Origin of the sequence: Actinoplanes ianthinogenes (assembly GCF_018324205.1) — a bacterium.
GTDB classification, from domain to species: Bacteria; Actinomycetota; Actinomycetes; order Mycobacteriales; family Micromonosporaceae; genus Actinoplanes; species Actinoplanes ianthinogenes.
Map to the genome: position 1 here is coordinate 4,431,451 of NZ_AP023356.1, position 15,024 is coordinate 4,446,474.

A 15,024-nucleotide genomic window follows, 5' to 3' on the forward strand; every position below is an offset into this window, starting at 1 on the left:
ATTCCCAAACGTGCCCGTGGGAGGGCACAGTGGGGTACCGGGCGACCGTGCGAACGAAGAGGACGGTGACCGTGCGAGGCGGATTGGACGACGCGCTCGACAAGCTTGCTCGTCGTGACGAGCTCCGGCGGCGCGCCACCGGGGAGAGTTCGCCGGCGACGCCGCCGGCCGTGACCGAGTTGGTCGAGGCGATCGCCGCGGTGGTCGCCCGGCATCCGAGCCTGGCCGTCACCGTGGGGGTCGAGGGCGTCGGCGACCCGGTGTTGTTCCAGTTCGCCTTCGCCGGCGGCACCGTGCAGGTCCGGGCCGACCGCTCGGTGGCCGATCAGCCCGTGCCCCATCCCGGGCGGATGCACGCCGACTTCGAGATCAACGTCGAGGATCCGGAGCCACCACCCCGCGGCAGCCACGACGACCAGGATCGATTCGGCCCCACCGACTACCAGGACTACGCCGAGCCGCCCACCGCCGAGCGGCCGTTCGTGACACCGCAGTCCGCGCCGCCGTTCGCGGCGCCGCAGTCCGCCCCGCCGGCCGCTTATGCGCCGCCGCCGGTCCCGCAGTCCGCGCCGCCGGCCGCCTACACGCCGCCACCGGTTCCCCCGCCCGTGGCGCACGCCGAGCAGGCCGCCTTCCAGGAGCCGGCCCCGCAGAACCCGCTTCCGTTCCAGGAGCCGGTCCCGTTCCAGACCGGCACGCCGGAGGAGATCGAGATGGCGGCCCGCCGCCTCGCCGCGATGCTGCGGGACAACCCCACCCTGCTGGACGACACCCAGGCATAGCTGTCCGGGCACGGAGGCGGTCGCTTACGGCGGCCGCCTTTTTCGTACGCCGAGAGCACGTTCCGTAATCACCCGAATGCGGTGAGTCAACTACTCTCCGCATTCACGCGGTCGCCCCGCGAATTCACTTCCGACCCACCCGAATCGGGCAAAGCGCGCCCGGTTTCGCCAGCCCCGGCCCGTCTGAGATGTCTGGCATGGTCCTTTCGGGCGGTCTGCACCCCCACCCGTACCGCACTCCTTGGATGACGCTGAGTAGCGCCGTAATGTCCTATTACGTCCAAGAGCGCGGCGCACTCCGCCCTTGGAATCTCACGAAACGTGACAGGACGGGGATGCGATGTCGGCGTCTGACGGCTGGCTTCTCGCGGTGACCGGCTATGCGATCCTGCTGGCCTGGCCGCTCTCCACCGTGATCCTGGTCTGGTTCGCGGTCCGCTACGTCGGCACGCACCGCGCCCGGGTCGTCAACAAGACCCTGGCCAGCGGTGACGGCAAGCCGGAGCACTTCTGGATCATCGTGCCGGCGCTCAACGAGGAGGCCGTGGTCGCCAACACGGTGCGGGCGGCTCTCGGCCTGCGCGGCGCCGCCGGAACGCTGGCCCGGGTGCTGGTCGTCGACGACGGCTCGGACGACCGGACGCCCGAGGTTCTGGCCGGAATCGATCACCCGCGCCTGCACGTGATGCGGCGCGAGCTGCCCGAGGCCCGCCAGGGCAAGGGCGAGGCGCTGAACGCCGCCTACCGCTTCATCGCCCGGCTCTGCGCGCAGGAGGGCATCCCGGCCAACCGGGTGGTGCTCGGCATCATCGACGGCGACGGCCAGGGCAGCGAGAACATCCTGGTCGAGGTCGGCCGGCTGATGGGCGACACCAGGGTCGGCGCGGTGCAGGTGCAGGTCCGGATCCGCAACCGCACCAAGCTGCTCGGCGCGGTGCAGGACCTGGAGTTCGGCGCGATCGTGGACGCCTGCCAGAACATGCGCGACGCGCTGGACACCGTCGGCCTCGGCGGCAACGGCCAGTTCAGCCGGCTCTCCACGCTGATCGCGCTGGGCGACGCCCCGTGGTCGAGCTGCCTGGTCGAGGACATGGAGCTGGGCCTGCGGATGCACCTTTCGGGCGTCTCGATCCGCTACACCTCGCGCTCCTCGGTCACCCAGCAGGCCGTGGTGGACATCAAGCGGCTCACCCGGCAGCGCACCCGCTGGGCGCAGGGCAACCTCCAGTGCGCCCGCTACCTCGGCTCGCTCTTCTCGTCCGGCAACATCACCCGCACCTCGCTGGTCGAGATCCTGCACTACCTGATCTCGCCGTGGGTCAACGCGATCGTCGCCGTCCTGCTCTCGCTCAGCATGATCGTGGGTGCGCTGGGCCTCATGATCGGTCATCCGCTGCCGATTCTGCCCACCTGGGTCGCCCTCGGTCTGAGCCTCGGCATCTGGCTGGTCGTGACCACGTTCCCGGGTCTGATCTGGGTGCTCGTGCACCGGACCAAGCGCGGGGACGAGTCCATGTCTCGCATGCTGGTCGCCGCGCTGGCGTACCCCGCCTTTCTGCTCCTCGGTCTGGTCGCCACCTATCGGGCGCTGGGCCGGCAGCTGACCGGCAAGCAGGCCTGGGCCAAGACCGAGCGTCTCGTCGAGGAGCCGCTGGTCCTGCAGACCGCCTGATCCCCCCACCATCCCCCCGTTGTGAAGGAAGGCTCCCCCTTGTCCCTTCGCGAAGTTCACCTGATCGGCGGCACCCGGCCGGAGGCCGTCAAGCTCGCCCCCGTCGCTCTCGCCTTCCGCGAGGCCGGCCTGCTCACGCCGATCCTGCTGGCCAGCGGTCAGCACCCGACGATGGTCACCCAGGCCCTCGCCGCGTTCGACCTTGCGCCGGACATCACCCTCACCGTCGAGCGCGCCTCCGGCACCCAGGCCGAGCTGCTCACCGCGATGATCCAGCAGCTCGACGAGCTGTGGTCGGTACGCACCCCGGCCGCCGTGATCGTGCAGGGCGACACCACCACCAGCCTGGCCGGCGCGCTGGCCGCGTTCTGGCGGCGGATCCCGGTCGTGCACCTGGAGGCCGGCCTGCGCTCCGGTGACCTGGAGTCGCCGTTCCCCGAGGAGGGCAACCGGCGACTGGTCGCCCAGGTCGCGGCGCTGCACCTGGCGCCGACGCCACTGGCCGCGATGAACCTGCTGGACGAGAAGATCCCGGCGGGCGACGTGCTGGTCACCGGCAACACGGTGGTGGACGCGACGCTGGCGGTGGCCGCGCGCAAGCTGCCGTACGAAAATCCGGCCGTCGCCGCCGCGCGCGCCGCGGCCACCGGTCGCCTCGTGCTGGTCACCGCGCACCGCCGGGAGTCCTGGGGCGAGCCGCTGGACCGGATCCTGAGCGCGGTCAAGGAGCTGATCGCCCGGTACCCGGACATCGACGTGGTGCTGCCCAGCCACCCCAACCCGGCGGTCCGCGCCCAGGTGGACGCGGCGCTGGCCGGGGTCGAGCGGGTGACCGTCACCGACCCGCTGCCCTACCCGGACCTGGCCCGGCTGCTCTCCGAGGCCTACCTGGTGCTCACCGACTCGGGCGGGATCCAGGAGGAGGCGCCGTCGTTCGGCGTGCCGGCCCTGGTGCTGCGCGACGTCACCGAGCGCGTCGAGTCGCTGCACGCCGGCTGCGCCAAGCTGGTCGGCTCCGACCCCGGCATGATCGTCACGGAGGCGGCCGCGCTGCTGGACAGCCGGGTCCGCCGGGACGCGATGACCGCGGGCGGCAACCCCTATGGCGACGGCCACGCCGCCGAGCGCACCGCCCAGGCGACCGCCGCCCTGCTCGGCCTCGCCACCGCACCCGAAGCCATGCCCGTCCTCCAGCCCGCCGAGATCGGAGCCGTCGCCTGATGAGCACCTCGAAGGTCACCCGACGCACCCTGCTGGCCGGCGGTGGCGCGGCCGCCGTGGCCGCCGCGGTCGGCCTCAGCACCGTGGAGGCCGACGCCGCCGCCACCCTGCCGGTCACCAGCACGCTGACCTCCCGCACCGGCAAGGCCGCACCCGGCGCCGGCTCGGCCAAGACCCTGATCCTGTACGACACCACCGGCGACTACGGCTGGCTCGGCGAGGTCTACGCCACCCAGACCGCGAACCTGGCCTCGCACTTCGGCAGCTGGGCGGCGGCGCCGGTGGCCAAGTACAAGGCCGGTGACCTGTCCGCGTACACCGCGGTGATCTACCTCGGCTCGACCTACGACGAGCCGCTGCCGGACGCCTTCCTGACCGACGTGCTGGCCACCACCAAGCCGGTGACCTGGGTTTACGACAACATCTGGCAGCTCGCCGCAAAGGCCGGGTTCGCCGACAGGTACGGCTTCACCAGCGGCACCTTCGACACCGCCGACGTGCTCGAGGTGCGGTACAAGGGCAAGAAGCTGACCCGGAGCACGGACAACAAGGCCGGGATCATGAACCTGCCGATCAGCGACACCGCCAAGGTCAGCACGCTGGCCACCGCGGTCCGCGCGGACGGCACCACGTACCCGTGGGCGGTGAAGTCCGGCAACCTCACCTATGTCGGCGAGATCCCGTTCTCCTACGTCACCCACGACGACCGCTACCTGATCTTCGCCGACCTGATGTTCGACGCCGTCGGCAGCACCGCGCCCGAGCGGCACCGGGCGCTGATCCGGATCGAGGACGTCGGGCCGGACGCCGACCCGGAACAGCTCAGGGCGGTCGCCGACTTCCTGGCCGCGGAGAAGGTGCCGTTCAGCGTCGCGGTCTACCCGCGATTCCGGGACCCCAAGGGCGTGCAGAACAACGGCAAGGCACAGGACTACACCCTGGCGTCCAAGCCGAAGGTGGTCGCCGCGCTGAAGTACATGCAGTCCAAGGGCGGCACGCTGCTCATGCACGGGTACACCCACCAGTACGGCTCGGTGGCGAACCCGTACGACGGGGTCAGCGCGAACGACTTCGAGTTCTACATGGCGCACGTCGACGCGCACGACAGCGTGATCTATGACGGTCCGGTCGCCGAGGACTCCGCGGCGTGGGCCACCGCGCGGATGGTCTCCTCCGGTGCGATCTTCGTGGCCACCGGCCTGGGCGCCCCGAAGATCTTCGAGTTCCCGCACTACGCGGCGAGCCCGGCCGACTACCAGGCGGTGCACGCCCTGTTCGGCAAGCGCTACGACCGGGGCCTGTACTTCCCCGGCGTGCTCACCGGCGGCAAGTACGACTACACCCGCCAGTTCGGCCAGTTCTTCCCGTACACGGTCCGCGACGTGTACGGCTCGGTGGTCGTCCCGGAGAACGTCGGCAACGTGGAGACCGAGGCGTTCAACAACCACCCGGTCCGGCTGCCGGCCGACATCGTCGCGTCGGCCGACCGCAACCTGGTGGTCCGCGACGGCGTGGCGAGCTGCTTCTACCACGCCTATCTGGGCACCGATCACCTCAAGGACCTGATCGGCGGGATCAAGAACCTCGGCTACTCGTTCGTGAGCGCCGAGACGATGCTCAACGGCTGATCGACGGGTACGGGAAAGGCCGCCGTCCGGGCTCGGGCGGCGGCCTTCGTCGTACCATCACGAGGGAGACGAGATGGACGTAGTGGACTTCTGGGTCAAGTCATGGACCGCGGACGACCTGGCCGCGGCCCGCAAGGTGCTGACCCCGGACGTCGAGACCGAGTGGAATCTGGACGCCCCGGTCGACGACGAGGAGCTGCTCCAGGTGCTGCACCGGATCGCCGCGTTCGCCGACCGGGTCGAGGTGGCCGGGCGTACCGACGCGCTGGACGGCGCCGCGATCGTCTACGACCTGGTCGCGCCGTTCGGCACCGCCCGGCTGGTCGAGTTCCTCGCGGTGGAGAACGACACGATCACCGAGGTCCGGCACGTCTACGACACCACCGCGATCGACCGCTACTTCCCCGGCCTTTACGCCAACTGAGCCGGTAGGGACCGCTCCAGCAGCGCGAACAGCGCCGCCCAGTGCCGCTGCTCGGCCGCCGCGTCGTACATCGCCGTGTCGGACATGGTGAATCCGTGCGGCGCCCCGTCGTAGAGCTCCGACGTGTACCGCACGCCCGCCTCGGCCAGCGCGCCCTCCAGCGTCGCGATCTGCTCCGGCGTCATCGAAGCGTCGTTGTCCGCGTGTCCGAAATAGACCTCGCCGGTGATCGCCCCGACGCCCCGGTGCGGACTGTCCGCCGCGTCGGTGACCAGCCGCCCGGCGTGGAAGCTGCCCAGCACCGCGATCCGGTCCGGCAGCGCACACGTCGCGATCAGCGCGTTCCGCCCGCCCATGCAGTAACCCACCGCCCCGGCCGGTCCCGCCGCCACCCCGTCCTGAGCGGCCAGGAAGTCCAGGTATGCCCGGGCGTCGGCGACCATCCGCTCCGGCGTCAGGGTCCGTATCATCGGCGCCAGCCGCCCGAACGCCGCCCCGCGCTTCTCCGCGTCGACCAGCTCGTCCGGGTCCACCAGGGGACTGCGCCGGCTGCGGTGGAACAGGTTGGGGACCAGCACGGCGTACCCACGCCCGGCGATCCGGTCGGCCATCTCGCGCAGCCGCGACCGGATCCCGAAGGCGTCCATGAACATCACGATCCCCGGATACGGCCCGGTGCCGTCCGGCGTCACGAAGTAGGCGTCGGCGGCCCCGTCGGCCGCCGGGACGTCGATCGAAGTCTGTCGCATCGCCCGGATCCTCTGCGCCTCTGGTGATGATCGGGGCGACGGTAGCACCGACTGACGGGTTTGCCGCCGGAACGTCGTATTCTCATGCGCATGGCCACCCGGCTGCGCGCGGATGCCCGCCGAAATCGAGCGGCCCTGCTCACCGCCGCCCGCGAGGTCTTCGCGGAGCAGGGTCTGGACGCCTCGCTGGACGAGATCGCCAAGCGTGCCGGGGTCGGCAACGCCACCCTCTACCGGCGTTTCCCCAGCCGCCGGCACCTGATCGCGGAGGTCTTCGCCAGCCACATGACCGCCGCGGTCCGCCTCGCCGACCAGGCGCTGGAGCACCCCGACCCGTGGGCCGCGTTCGTCGGCTACCTCACCCGGGTCTGCGAGTTGCAGGCCACCGACCGGGGCCTGGCCGAGCTGCTGGTCACCACCGCCTTCGACGACGACGAGCGGCTGTCCGCGCTGCGTGCCGCCGCCCAGCAGCGCGCCGTTGACGTGCTGACCCGGGCGCAGCGGGCCGGCCGGCTGCGCGGCGACTTCACCCGGCACGACCTGTGGCTGGTGATGATGGCGAACGCCGGGGTGAACCGGCACGCCACCGACCCGAACGCCTGGCGCCGCCAGCTGGTCCTGCTGCTGGGCGGCCTGGCGACCCGGTGACCGGCCGGTCACCGTACGGCTTTTAAGGATCTTTAAGGCTGCTGCCGGAGACCCTTAAGACGGCTTCGACCAACAATCGCTGGCGTCCCCCGTCCCCGTGATTGATCGGAGCCTCCCATGCAACGCAGCCGTCTGCGGCTCGCCATCTACTCCTCCGCCGCGGTGCTCGCGGTCGGCGGTGGCATCGGCGCGGCGGTCGCTGCCACCACCGGCGGCACGGGGGGCCTGACCGCCTCCTTCGCCAAGGACAGCGACTGGGGCACCGGATACCAGGCGCACTACACGATCAAGAACGACACCGGCGCCGCGGTGAACGGCTGGCAGCTGGTCTTCGACCTGCCCACCAGCGCGAAGCTGAGCACCTCGTGGGACGCCACGGTGACCACCAGCGGCAGCACCGAGACCGCGAAGAACGCCGCCTGGAACGGCACCATCCCGGCCGGCGGCACGGCCGCCTTCGGCTTCGTGGTCAACGGCAAGGGCGACCCGACCAGCTGCACCATCAACGGCGCGTCCTGCGCCGCGGGTGGCGCGACCGTGGCGCCGACCGCGACCGCCACCGCGGCGCCGACCAAGACCGCCACCGTCGCGCCGACCAAGACCGCGACGGCCACGCCGACCAAGACCGCCACCGCCACGCCGACCAAGACGGCCACGGCCACGCCGACCGCGACCTCGACCGGCGGGTCCGGCTCGGCGAGCGGCGTGCTGGTCGCCCCGTACGTCGACATGGGCGTCCTGTCCAACGGCGGCACCCTCTCCGCGCTGGCCAGTGGGGGCAACGTCAAGTCGTTCAGCCTCGCGTTCGTCACCGCGTCCGGCTGCAAGGCCAGCTGGTTCGGCGCCTTCGACCCGCGGCAGAAGCAGTTCGCCGACCAGATCAGCGCGATCCGGTCGGCCGGCGGCGACGTGAAGGTCTCCTTCGGCGGCGCGACCGGCGTCGAGCTGGCCCAGGCCTGCACCTCGACCACCGCGCTGCAGGCTGAGTACCAGGCCGTCGTCGACGCCTACAACCTGAAGTACATCGACCTGGACATCGAGGGCGCGGCCTCGGCCGACACCGCGTCGATCGACCGCCGCTCGACCGCGCTCGCCGCGCTCCAGAAGGCGAACCCGGGCCTGAAGATCTCGCTGACCCTCCCGGTGCTGCCGGAGGGCCTGACCGCGGACGGCCTCAACGTGGTCAAGTCGGCCAAGAACGCCGGTGTCGACCTGGACCTGGTCAACATCATGGCGATGGACTACGGCCGCTCCGCGCAGGACTACGGCGACCTGGCGATCCAGGCCGTCAAGTCCACGAAGGACCAGATCAAGTCGCTGTACGGCAACTCCGACGCGGCCGCCTTCAAGATGGTCGGCGTCACCCCGATGATCGGCAAGAACGACGACAGCGGCACGTTCACCCAGAGCGACGCCAAGGACCTGGTCGCCTTCGCCAACACGAACCACCTCGGCTTCGTCTCCTTCTGGGAGATGCAGCGCGACAAGAACGCCTGCCAGGGCGCCCTGTTCCAGTGCACCAACGTCAGCCAGACCGCCTTCGAGTTCTCCAAGATCTTCGCCGGCTTCCAGGGCTGACAAACCCGTTTTCCGTACGACGAGAGCACGGTCCCGTGGCGGGACCGTGCTCTCGTCGTACGGAAATCAGGTCTTGATCTCGCCGTTGATCTTCCGGTCCCGAGCCGGCGAAGCTCAGGCGAACCCGCGGCCCGCCTCGGCGAGCGACTCCCCGGCCAGATCCCAGTAGCCGACGTCCGGGCGGCGCTCCAGCCAGACGTTCAGCGAGATCCGCAGCACCGACAGGAACGTCCCGGCGATCAGCTGGGACCGCAACCCGAGCGGGTCGGTGGCCGGGCCGAGCCGAGCCGCCACCTCGGCGGCCATCTCCCGCTCCAGCGCCGCGAACGTCTGCACCTGCGCGGCCGCCAGCGACGGATGCCGGCGCACCATCCGGTTCCGTGTCATCCAGTCCGGGTCGAGGTCGCCGAGCTCGCGGTAGAACTCCTCGGCCGCCGCGCTCAGCGCCGCCCACGGCGTCTCGTCCGCCGGCCGCGCGCGGACCAGCCCGGCCAGTTGCCGCATCCGCTGGAGGTCGCCGTAGAACAGCGCCTCCTCCTTGTTGGCGAAGTAGTTCGAGAACGTCCGCCGGGAGACCCCGGTCTCGTCCGCGATCGCCTCGACCGTCACGTTCTCCGGGCCGTGCTCGAACGCCAGCCGCAGCGCCGCCTCGTGCAGCGCCTGCCGGGTGGCCGCCTTCTTCCGCTCGCGCAGCCCCGGCTCCGCTGTCTCGCTCATGCCGCGAAGCGTACCGGCGACGAACGTCACTTCCCATCGGGAAAGTTTGCTCAGTGCGCAAGCGTTGCCGATAGTTGTAGTGAGCAACCATTTCCGAAAGGGGCAGCGCGGATGAGCACTCCGACCACGAGTCGCGGCGAACCCGGGTCCATGTCACACCGCGAGATCCTGGAGGCCCTCTCCGGCCTGCTGCTCGTGCTCTTCGTGGCCATGTCCAGCTCGACCATCGTCTCCACCGCGCTGCCGACCATCATCGGCGACCTCAACGGCTCGCAGACGCAGTACACCTGGGTGGTCACCGCCACCCTGCTGACCGCCACCGCCTCCACCCCGATCTGGGGCAAGCTCGCCGACCTGTACAGCAAGAAGCTGCTCGTGCAGGTCTCGATCGTGGTGTTCGTGCTCGGCTCGGTGCTGGCCGGCCTCACCCAGAACACCGAGCAGCTGATCGCCGCCCGGGCCTTCCAGGGCCTCGGCATGGGCGGCGTGCAGGCGCTGGTCCAGGTGGCCATCGCCGCGATGATCCCGCCCCGCGAGCGCGGCCGGTACAACGGCTACCTCGGCGGCGTGATGGGCCTGGCCACCGTCGCCGGCCCGCTGCTCGGCGGCGTGATCGTGGACTCCGCACTCGGCTGGCGCTGGTGCTTCTTCGTCGGTGTCCCGATCGCGATCATCGCCCTGGTGGTGCTGCAGAAGACCCTGCACCTGCCGGTCCTGCGCCGCGACGACGTGAAGATCGACTACCTGGGCGCCACCCTGATCGCGGCCGGCGTCAGCGTCATCCTGGTCTGGGTGTCCTTCGTGGACGACTCGTTCGCCTGGCTCTCCTGGCAGACCTTCGCCATGGTCGGCGCCGGCGTGGCCCTGCTCGGCCTGGCCACCCTCGTCGAGTCCCGGGTCGCCGAGCCGGTCGTCCCGCTGCCGATCGTCCGCCGGCGCACCACCGCCCTGGCCATCCTGGGCAGCCTCGCGGTCGGCATGGCGATGTTCGGCGGCTCGGTCTTCCTCGGGCAGTATTTCCAGATCGGCCGTGGCTACAGCCCGACCGAGGCCGGCCTGCTCACCATCCCGATGATGTTCGGCCTGGCCCTCGCCTCGACGGTGGCCGGCCGGCTGATCACCAGGAGCGGCAACATCAAGCCGTACGTGGTGGCCGGCACGATCATCCTGGTGGCCGGGTTCGGCGGCCTCTCGGTCCTCGACCACGACACCCCGCTCTGGTACGTCGGCATCGCGATGTTCCTGGTCGGCGCCGGTGTCGGCATGTCGATGCAGAACCTGGTCCTGGCCGTGCAGAACACCGTCGCGCTCAAGGACATCGGCGCGGCCAGCTCCACCGTCGCGTTCTTCCGCTCACTGGGCGGCACGATCGGCGTCTCGGTCCTCGGCGCGGTCCTGGCCCACCGGGTCGCCGACTCGATGGCCGACAAGCTCGCCGCCCTGGGCGTGCACGCCACCGGCGACTCGACCGTCAGCGCCCTCAACCTGAGCAGCCTGCCGCCGGCGATCCAGCACGTGGTACGGGCTTCGTACGGCGACGCGACCGGCCACATCTTCCTGATCTCGATGGGCATCGCGGTGGTCGGCGTGATCGCCGCGCTGCTGATGAAGCCCGCCAAGCTGCGCAGCACGGTCGACCTGGCCGCCGCGAAGGAGCCGGAGCCGGCCCTGGTGGGTGCCGCTAAGTAACCTCCTGCGACAAAAGGGGCGCCTCGCTGCGAGGCGCCCCTTTTTCGCGATCGGGATCACGTCCGCAAAGCCGTAATGTTTCGTTGACACAGCGCTAACCTCGGTTGACGGAGAGCTGATCACGGGCATGCCGCGGTTTTCCTCATCCCCGGCACGCCGCGACCGATCTGTCCGGCCGCTGCGGAGAGGAGCACCGGGTTGAACGAGCGCGACATGGACGCCGAGACGCTGTCCGCCGTCCTCCTCTCGATCGAGGACCAGCGGTCGTGGGACGCCCGGGCCGAGCTGGTCCGGACGCGGGAGATCGAGCGGGCCGCCATCGCCCTCGGCGACGAGCTGCTCGCCGCCCGGGCCCGGCTCTGCCAGATCAACATGCAGATGCGCTGCGGCGACGTGGCGGCCGCCGCGGAGCAGATCTGGCACGTGCACCAGTGGGCGATGGAGCACGACGCCCGCCGGCTGCTGGCCCGCACCCACCTCGTCTGGTCCGCGATCCACCTGCACCTCGGTGACGCCGAGCAGGGTCTGGAGCACGCCGTCCTCGCCGTCGAGCTGCTCGACGACGACGCCACCGAGCACATGCAGGTCTGGCACCGCACCAAGCTGGCCGACGCGCTCTATTTCGCCGGCGACATGGACGCCGCCCGTGTGCGATACACGCAGGCAGAGGAGCTGGCCCTGCGCCTCGGCTCGCCGGCCCTGCTCTGCATGCTCAACAACTACGCGTACGTCGAGTCCAGCATCGGCAACCAGGCCCTCGCCGAGGAGGTCTGCGGCCGGCTCCAGCACCTGGCCGCCGAGTGGGACATCCCGCTCGAGCCGGCATTCCTGGACACGATCGGGTCGATCCAGGTCAGCAACGAGCACTACGCGGCCGCCGCCGAGACCATGCGGCTCTGCCTGGAGCGGCACGCCGAGGGCCGGTGGGACGACGCCAACGACATGGCGCAGTACCTGGTGACCCTGGCGCAGGCCCAGCGCGGCCTGGGCCAGTTCGCGGCGGCGCAGGCCAGTCTCGACGAGGCCCGCCGGCAGTGCGTCGAGCGCGACCTCGGCGAGTCGGTGGTCCGGGTGCACCAGGAGCAGGCCGAGCTCCACGCGGCCGGCGGCGACTTCGAGGCCGCGTTCGCCGCGCACAAGACCTTCTTCGAGGCGTATCGCCAGCAGCAGTCGCTGCAGCGGGAGGCCCGGTCCCGGACCCGGCAGGCGATGTTCGAGACCGCCGAGGCGCGGCAGGAGGCCGAGCGTTTCCGCGAGCAGGCCCGCCGCGACCCACTCACCGGCCTGCACAACCGGCGCTATGTCGACGAGCGCCTGCCCGCCCTGATCCGCACCGACCCGCAGCTCACCGTGGCCCTGGTCGACCTGGACCACTTCAAGCAGGTCAACGACCAGCTCTCGCACGACGTCGGCGACCAGGTCCTGGTCCGGGTCGCCCAGGTGCTGGCCCGTGAGGTCGCCGCCGCCTGCCCCGAGGGTTTCGCGGCCCGGATGGGCGGTGAGGAGTTCCTGGTGGTGCTGCCGGACACCGCCGTGCCCCGGGCGCACGCGCTGCTCGACGACCTCCGGCGGACCATCCGCAACCAGCACTGGGCGCCGATCACCCGGCACCTGCCGGTGACGGTGAGCATCGGCGTGGCCGGCCTGACCGACGCCCCGCAGGACGCCCAGGTACCCCTACTGTCCACTGCGGACGGTCATCTGTACGCTGCCAAGCACGGCGGACGTGACCGCGTGGTCTCCACGGCAGATCTCCACGACTGCGTCGGACACGCCTCGGCCGCCTGATCTCCTTGGTGCCGCTGCGTGACCAAAGGCGGAATCGGGGGGTGATGCCGGTCAATCGTTGGCGCTAGGCTGGACGGACTGTCGATGATCGACGGTCGGGGTCCAGCGCGAGGAGGCGGTCGTGGAGCAGAACAGTGGCAACTCCGCACCCAATGAGGTCGCGCCGCCCGGTGTCAACATCAACGTCCCGCACTCCGCCCGCATCTACGACTACTGGCTGGGCGGCAAGGACAACTTCGCGGTCGACCGCGCCGTCGGCGAGGCGATGATCCAGGCGATCCCCGGCATGCGCTACATGGCGGGGGAGAATCGCAAGTTCGTCCACCGCGCCGCCCGCGCCCTGGTGGAAAAGGAAGGCATCCGCCAGTTCCTGGACATCGGCACCGGCATCCCGACCCGGCCCAACCTGCACGAGGTCGCCCAGCAGATCGCCCCGGAGACCCGGGTGGTCTACGTCGACAACGACCCGATCGTCCTGGTCCACGCCCGCGCCCTGATGCTCAGCTCCGCCGAGGGCCGCAGTGAGTACATCAGCGCCGACATCCGCGACCCCCGCTCGATCCTCACCGACGAGGTGCTCCGGGAGACCCTCGACCTGACCCAGCCGGTCGGCCTCACCCTGATCGCGATCCTGATGCTGCTCGCCGACGAGGACGACCCCTGGGCCACGGTGGCCGCCCTGCGCGACGCGATGCCGTCCGGCAGCTGCCTGGCGATCACCCACCCGACCGCCGACTTCAACCCCGACGAGGTGGGCCAGGCGGTCGCCGCCGCCACCGGCGCCGGGATGACCCTGGTCGCCCGCACCCAGGAGGCGGTGGCCCGCTTCTTCGGCGACTGGGAGCTGCTCGAGCCGGGCCTGGTCCCGGTCTCCGCCTGGCGCCCCGACACCCCGGCCGCCGACCCCAAGGCGGCTTACTACTGGGCCGGAGTCGCCCGCAAGCCCTGACGTTCCGCTGGTCAGCCCCGTTCGTGCCCTCTCAGGTTCTTCCACGCAAACACCTGGGGTGCACCACAGATCGGCCCCGCCCACTGCCCGGGCGGGGCCGATTCATCTCCGCCGATCCGCACTCGCGTCTCGGACCCGGGCCGGCCACGGGCATCGCGGTTGTTCGTACCGAAAAATCCGGCGTGCGATCTCTTGCCGGCCCCGGCTCCCGCCCCGGCGGGGCCGGCAAGCCCACGACCCGGCCGCCGCCGGCACGTGCCGACGGCGGCCGCGCACCTACTCACACACCGCTCGGAGGACCCTCCGAACGCCTGGACGCCGGATCAACCGGACAGATGGGGTGGACCGGATGGGTGGCCCAGCACGGGGAACCAGGCCACCCACCCGGCGTCAGACGGGCGTGTCTCGCAACACCCGAAGTCGTGGCCGTTTGCAGGCCGGCGGCACCGGCAGCCGGCCGGCTCGGATCAGGATCTCCCGCACCGCGCCCTCGCGGCCGTCCGGGTCGACCACGATCCCGCGCACGCCGAGCCAGGTCTCGCCCTCGTGCGGGATCGGTTTGTGCCAGTCGACCCGGACCACGCGCAACCGGATGGCACCGATGCCGTAGCAGTAGTCCGACTCGGCGAACTCGTAGACCGGCCACCGGGGCCGGCTCGGCCGCAGCCGATCGTCACGGACGCGCGGCGCGGAGGCCATCCACCGCGCACGGGCGTGCGGATGCGCCCCGGACCGGGGTCCGTGACAACGAACGAGTTCACTCGCGCGCGTCGGACTCACCCTCCTCTGCCGATGGCTCAGCGGCTGTCACCCCGCCGGGCCGACTCAGTGCGTAACGAACACCGCCGAACCGGTGAGTGACCGCGCTGGCCCTCGTCGATGCCGCGACCACGTCGTCGGTGATCGCGGTATCCCGATAGACCGGCGCCGGGTTACCCCGGCGCGGGCTGTCAGCCGCGCCGGGATCTCCCGGATCAGGATGTTCTGGGCCGATGTTGGGTATCGACATGCTCGTCGTCCTCTCGCTCGGACGCCCCCGCCAGGGAGCCTCGCGTCGAGGCCGCAGACGTCGCTCCGCGACCGACCCGTCACCCAAAGATGTCACCCTGAGTGACCCTTCTTCGGATGTCTTGTGCGTTATCATGCTCAGAATCCCGGTACTACGCAAGGCCAGATGCA

13 protein-coding genes are annotated in these 15,024 nt (G+C 70.8%); 10 read left to right on the forward strand and 3 right to left on the reverse strand.

Annotated features, from left to right (window positions below; all coding sequences use genetic code 11):
* Positions 1-65 precede the first annotated feature (65 nt).
* The 5 genes from Aiant_RS19910 to Aiant_RS19930 all read left to right on the forward strand — a co-directional run bounded on the left by Aiant_RS19910 (position 66) and on the right by Aiant_RS19930 (position 5,727).
* On the forward strand, positions 66-782 hold the full coding sequence (locus Aiant_RS19910) for a hypothetical protein (RefSeq protein ID WP_189332220.1): 717 nt from the start codon (positions 66-68) through the stop codon (positions 780-782).
* A 340-nt stretch (positions 783-1,122) separates the two neighbouring features.
* On the forward strand, positions 1,123-2,454 hold the full coding sequence (locus Aiant_RS19915; protein ID WP_189332219.1) for a glycosyltransferase family 2 protein: 1,332 nt from the start codon (positions 1,123-1,125) through the stop codon (positions 2,452-2,454).
* 39 nt (positions 2,455-2,493) lie between these two features.
* Positions 2,494-3,675 (forward strand): non-hydrolyzing UDP-N-acetylglucosamine 2-epimerase, encoded by a 1,182-nt coding sequence (gene wecB, locus Aiant_RS19920; protein WP_189332218.1) that lies wholly within the window; start codon positions 2,494-2,496, stop codon positions 3,673-3,675.
* On the forward strand, positions 3,675-5,303 hold the full coding sequence (locus tag Aiant_RS19925) for a DUF2334 domain-containing protein (RefSeq protein WP_189332217.1): 1,629 nt from the start codon (positions 3,675-3,677) through the stop codon (positions 5,301-5,303). The genes wecB and Aiant_RS19925 overlap by 1 nt, the downstream gene beginning before the upstream one ends.
* 73 nt (positions 5,304-5,376) lie before the next feature.
* On the forward strand, positions 5,377-5,727 hold the full coding sequence (locus Aiant_RS19930; RefSeq protein ID WP_189332216.1) for a hypothetical protein: 351 nt from the start codon (positions 5,377-5,379) through the stop codon (positions 5,725-5,727).
* Here Aiant_RS19930 and Aiant_RS19935 read toward each other — a convergent pair.
* Positions 5,715-6,476 carry a dienelactone hydrolase family protein gene (locus Aiant_RS19935; protein ID WP_189332215.1) on the reverse strand — a complete coding sequence of 254 codons (762 nt, stop codon included), beginning with the start codon at positions 6,474-6,476 and terminating at the stop codon, positions 5,715-5,717. The two genes, Aiant_RS19930 and Aiant_RS19935, sit on opposite strands and share 13 nt — an antisense overlap.
* A gap of 90 nt (positions 6,477-6,566) precedes the next feature.
* Here Aiant_RS19935 and Aiant_RS19940 point away from each other — a divergent pair, with 90 nt between their 5' ends.
* Positions 6,567-7,124, forward strand: coding sequence for a TetR/AcrR family transcriptional regulator (locus tag Aiant_RS19940; RefSeq protein WP_189332214.1), 558 nt, complete (start codon positions 6,567-6,569; stop codon positions 7,122-7,124).
* 117 nt (positions 7,125-7,241) lie between these two features.
* Positions 7,242-8,702: a cellulose binding domain-containing protein gene (locus tag Aiant_RS19945; RefSeq protein WP_189332213.1), complete on the forward strand. Its 1,461-nt coding sequence runs from the start codon at positions 7,242-7,244 to the stop codon at positions 8,700-8,702.
* A 114-nt stretch (positions 8,703-8,816) separates the two neighbouring features.
* Here the strand turns inward: Aiant_RS19945 and Aiant_RS19950 are convergent, their stop codons facing one another.
* Positions 8,817-9,419: a TetR/AcrR family transcriptional regulator gene (locus tag Aiant_RS19950; RefSeq protein WP_189332212.1), complete on the reverse strand. Its 603-nt coding sequence runs from the start codon at positions 9,417-9,419 to the stop codon at positions 8,817-8,819.
* 111 nt (positions 9,420-9,530) lie between these two features.
* Here Aiant_RS19950 and Aiant_RS19955 point away from each other — a divergent pair, with 111 nt between their 5' ends.
* The 3 genes from Aiant_RS19955 to Aiant_RS19965 all read left to right on the forward strand — a co-directional run bounded on the left by Aiant_RS19955 (position 9,531) and on the right by Aiant_RS19965 (position 13,845).
* Complete coding sequence (locus Aiant_RS19955; RefSeq protein ID WP_189332211.1) at positions 9,531-11,108, forward strand: MDR family MFS transporter; 1,578 nt, start codon at positions 9,531-9,533, stop codon at positions 11,106-11,108.
* A gap of 198 nt (positions 11,109-11,306) precedes the next feature.
* Positions 11,307-12,896 (forward strand): GGDEF domain-containing protein, encoded by a 1,590-nt coding sequence (locus tag Aiant_RS19960; RefSeq protein WP_229830403.1) that lies wholly within the window; start codon positions 11,307-11,309, stop codon positions 12,894-12,896.
* Between the two features lie 178 nt (positions 12,897-13,074).
* The gene (locus Aiant_RS19965; protein WP_189332351.1) at positions 13,075-13,845 is read left to right on the forward strand and encodes an SAM-dependent methyltransferase; all 771 of its coding nucleotides are present in this window, start codon (positions 13,075-13,077) and stop codon (positions 13,843-13,845) included.
* Between the two features lie 390 nt (positions 13,846-14,235).
* On the opposite strand, the gene Aiant_RS19970 is transcribed toward Aiant_RS19965, so the two are convergent.
* The gene (locus tag Aiant_RS19970) at positions 14,236-14,544 is read right to left on the reverse strand and encodes a hypothetical protein (RefSeq protein WP_189332210.1); all 309 of its coding nucleotides are present in this window, start codon (positions 14,542-14,544) and stop codon (positions 14,236-14,238) included.
* Between the last annotated feature and the right edge of the window lie 480 nt (positions 14,545-15,024).

Bases quoted from the DNA above. Each gene is read 5' to 3' on its own strand.
- Aiant_RS19915 (WP_189332219.1), top strand. From the start codon at position 1,123: ATGTCGGCGTCTGACGGCTGGCTTCTCGCGGTGACCGGCTATGCGATC.
- Aiant_RS19930 (WP_189332216.1), top strand. From the start codon at position 5,377: ATGGACGTAGTGGACTTCTGGGTCAAGTCATGGACCGCGGACGACCTG.
- Aiant_RS19945 (WP_189332213.1), top strand. From the start codon at position 7,242: ATGCAACGCAGCCGTCTGCGGCTCGCCATCTACTCCTCCGCCGCGGTG.
- Aiant_RS19935 (WP_189332215.1), bottom strand. From the start codon at position 6,476: ATGCGACAGACTTCGATCGACGTCCCGGCGGCCGACGGGGCCGCCGAC.
- Aiant_RS19970 (WP_189332210.1), bottom strand. From the start codon at position 14,544: ATGGCCTCCGCGCCGCGCGTCCGTGACGATCGGCTGCGGCCGAGCCGG.
- Aiant_RS19950 (WP_189332212.1), bottom strand. From the start codon at position 9,419: ATGAGCGAGACAGCGGAGCCGGGGCTGCGCGAGCGGAAGAAGGCGGCC.
- Aiant_RS19955 (WP_189332211.1), top strand. From the start codon at position 9,531: ATGAGCACTCCGACCACGAGTCGCGGCGAACCCGGGTCCATGTCACAC.
- Aiant_RS19925 (WP_189332217.1), top strand. From the start codon at position 3,675: ATGAGCACCTCGAAGGTCACCCGACGCACCCTGCTGGCCGGCGGTGGC.
- Aiant_RS19940 (WP_189332214.1), top strand. From the start codon at position 6,567: ATGGCCACCCGGCTGCGCGCGGATGCCCGCCGAAATCGAGCGGCCCTG.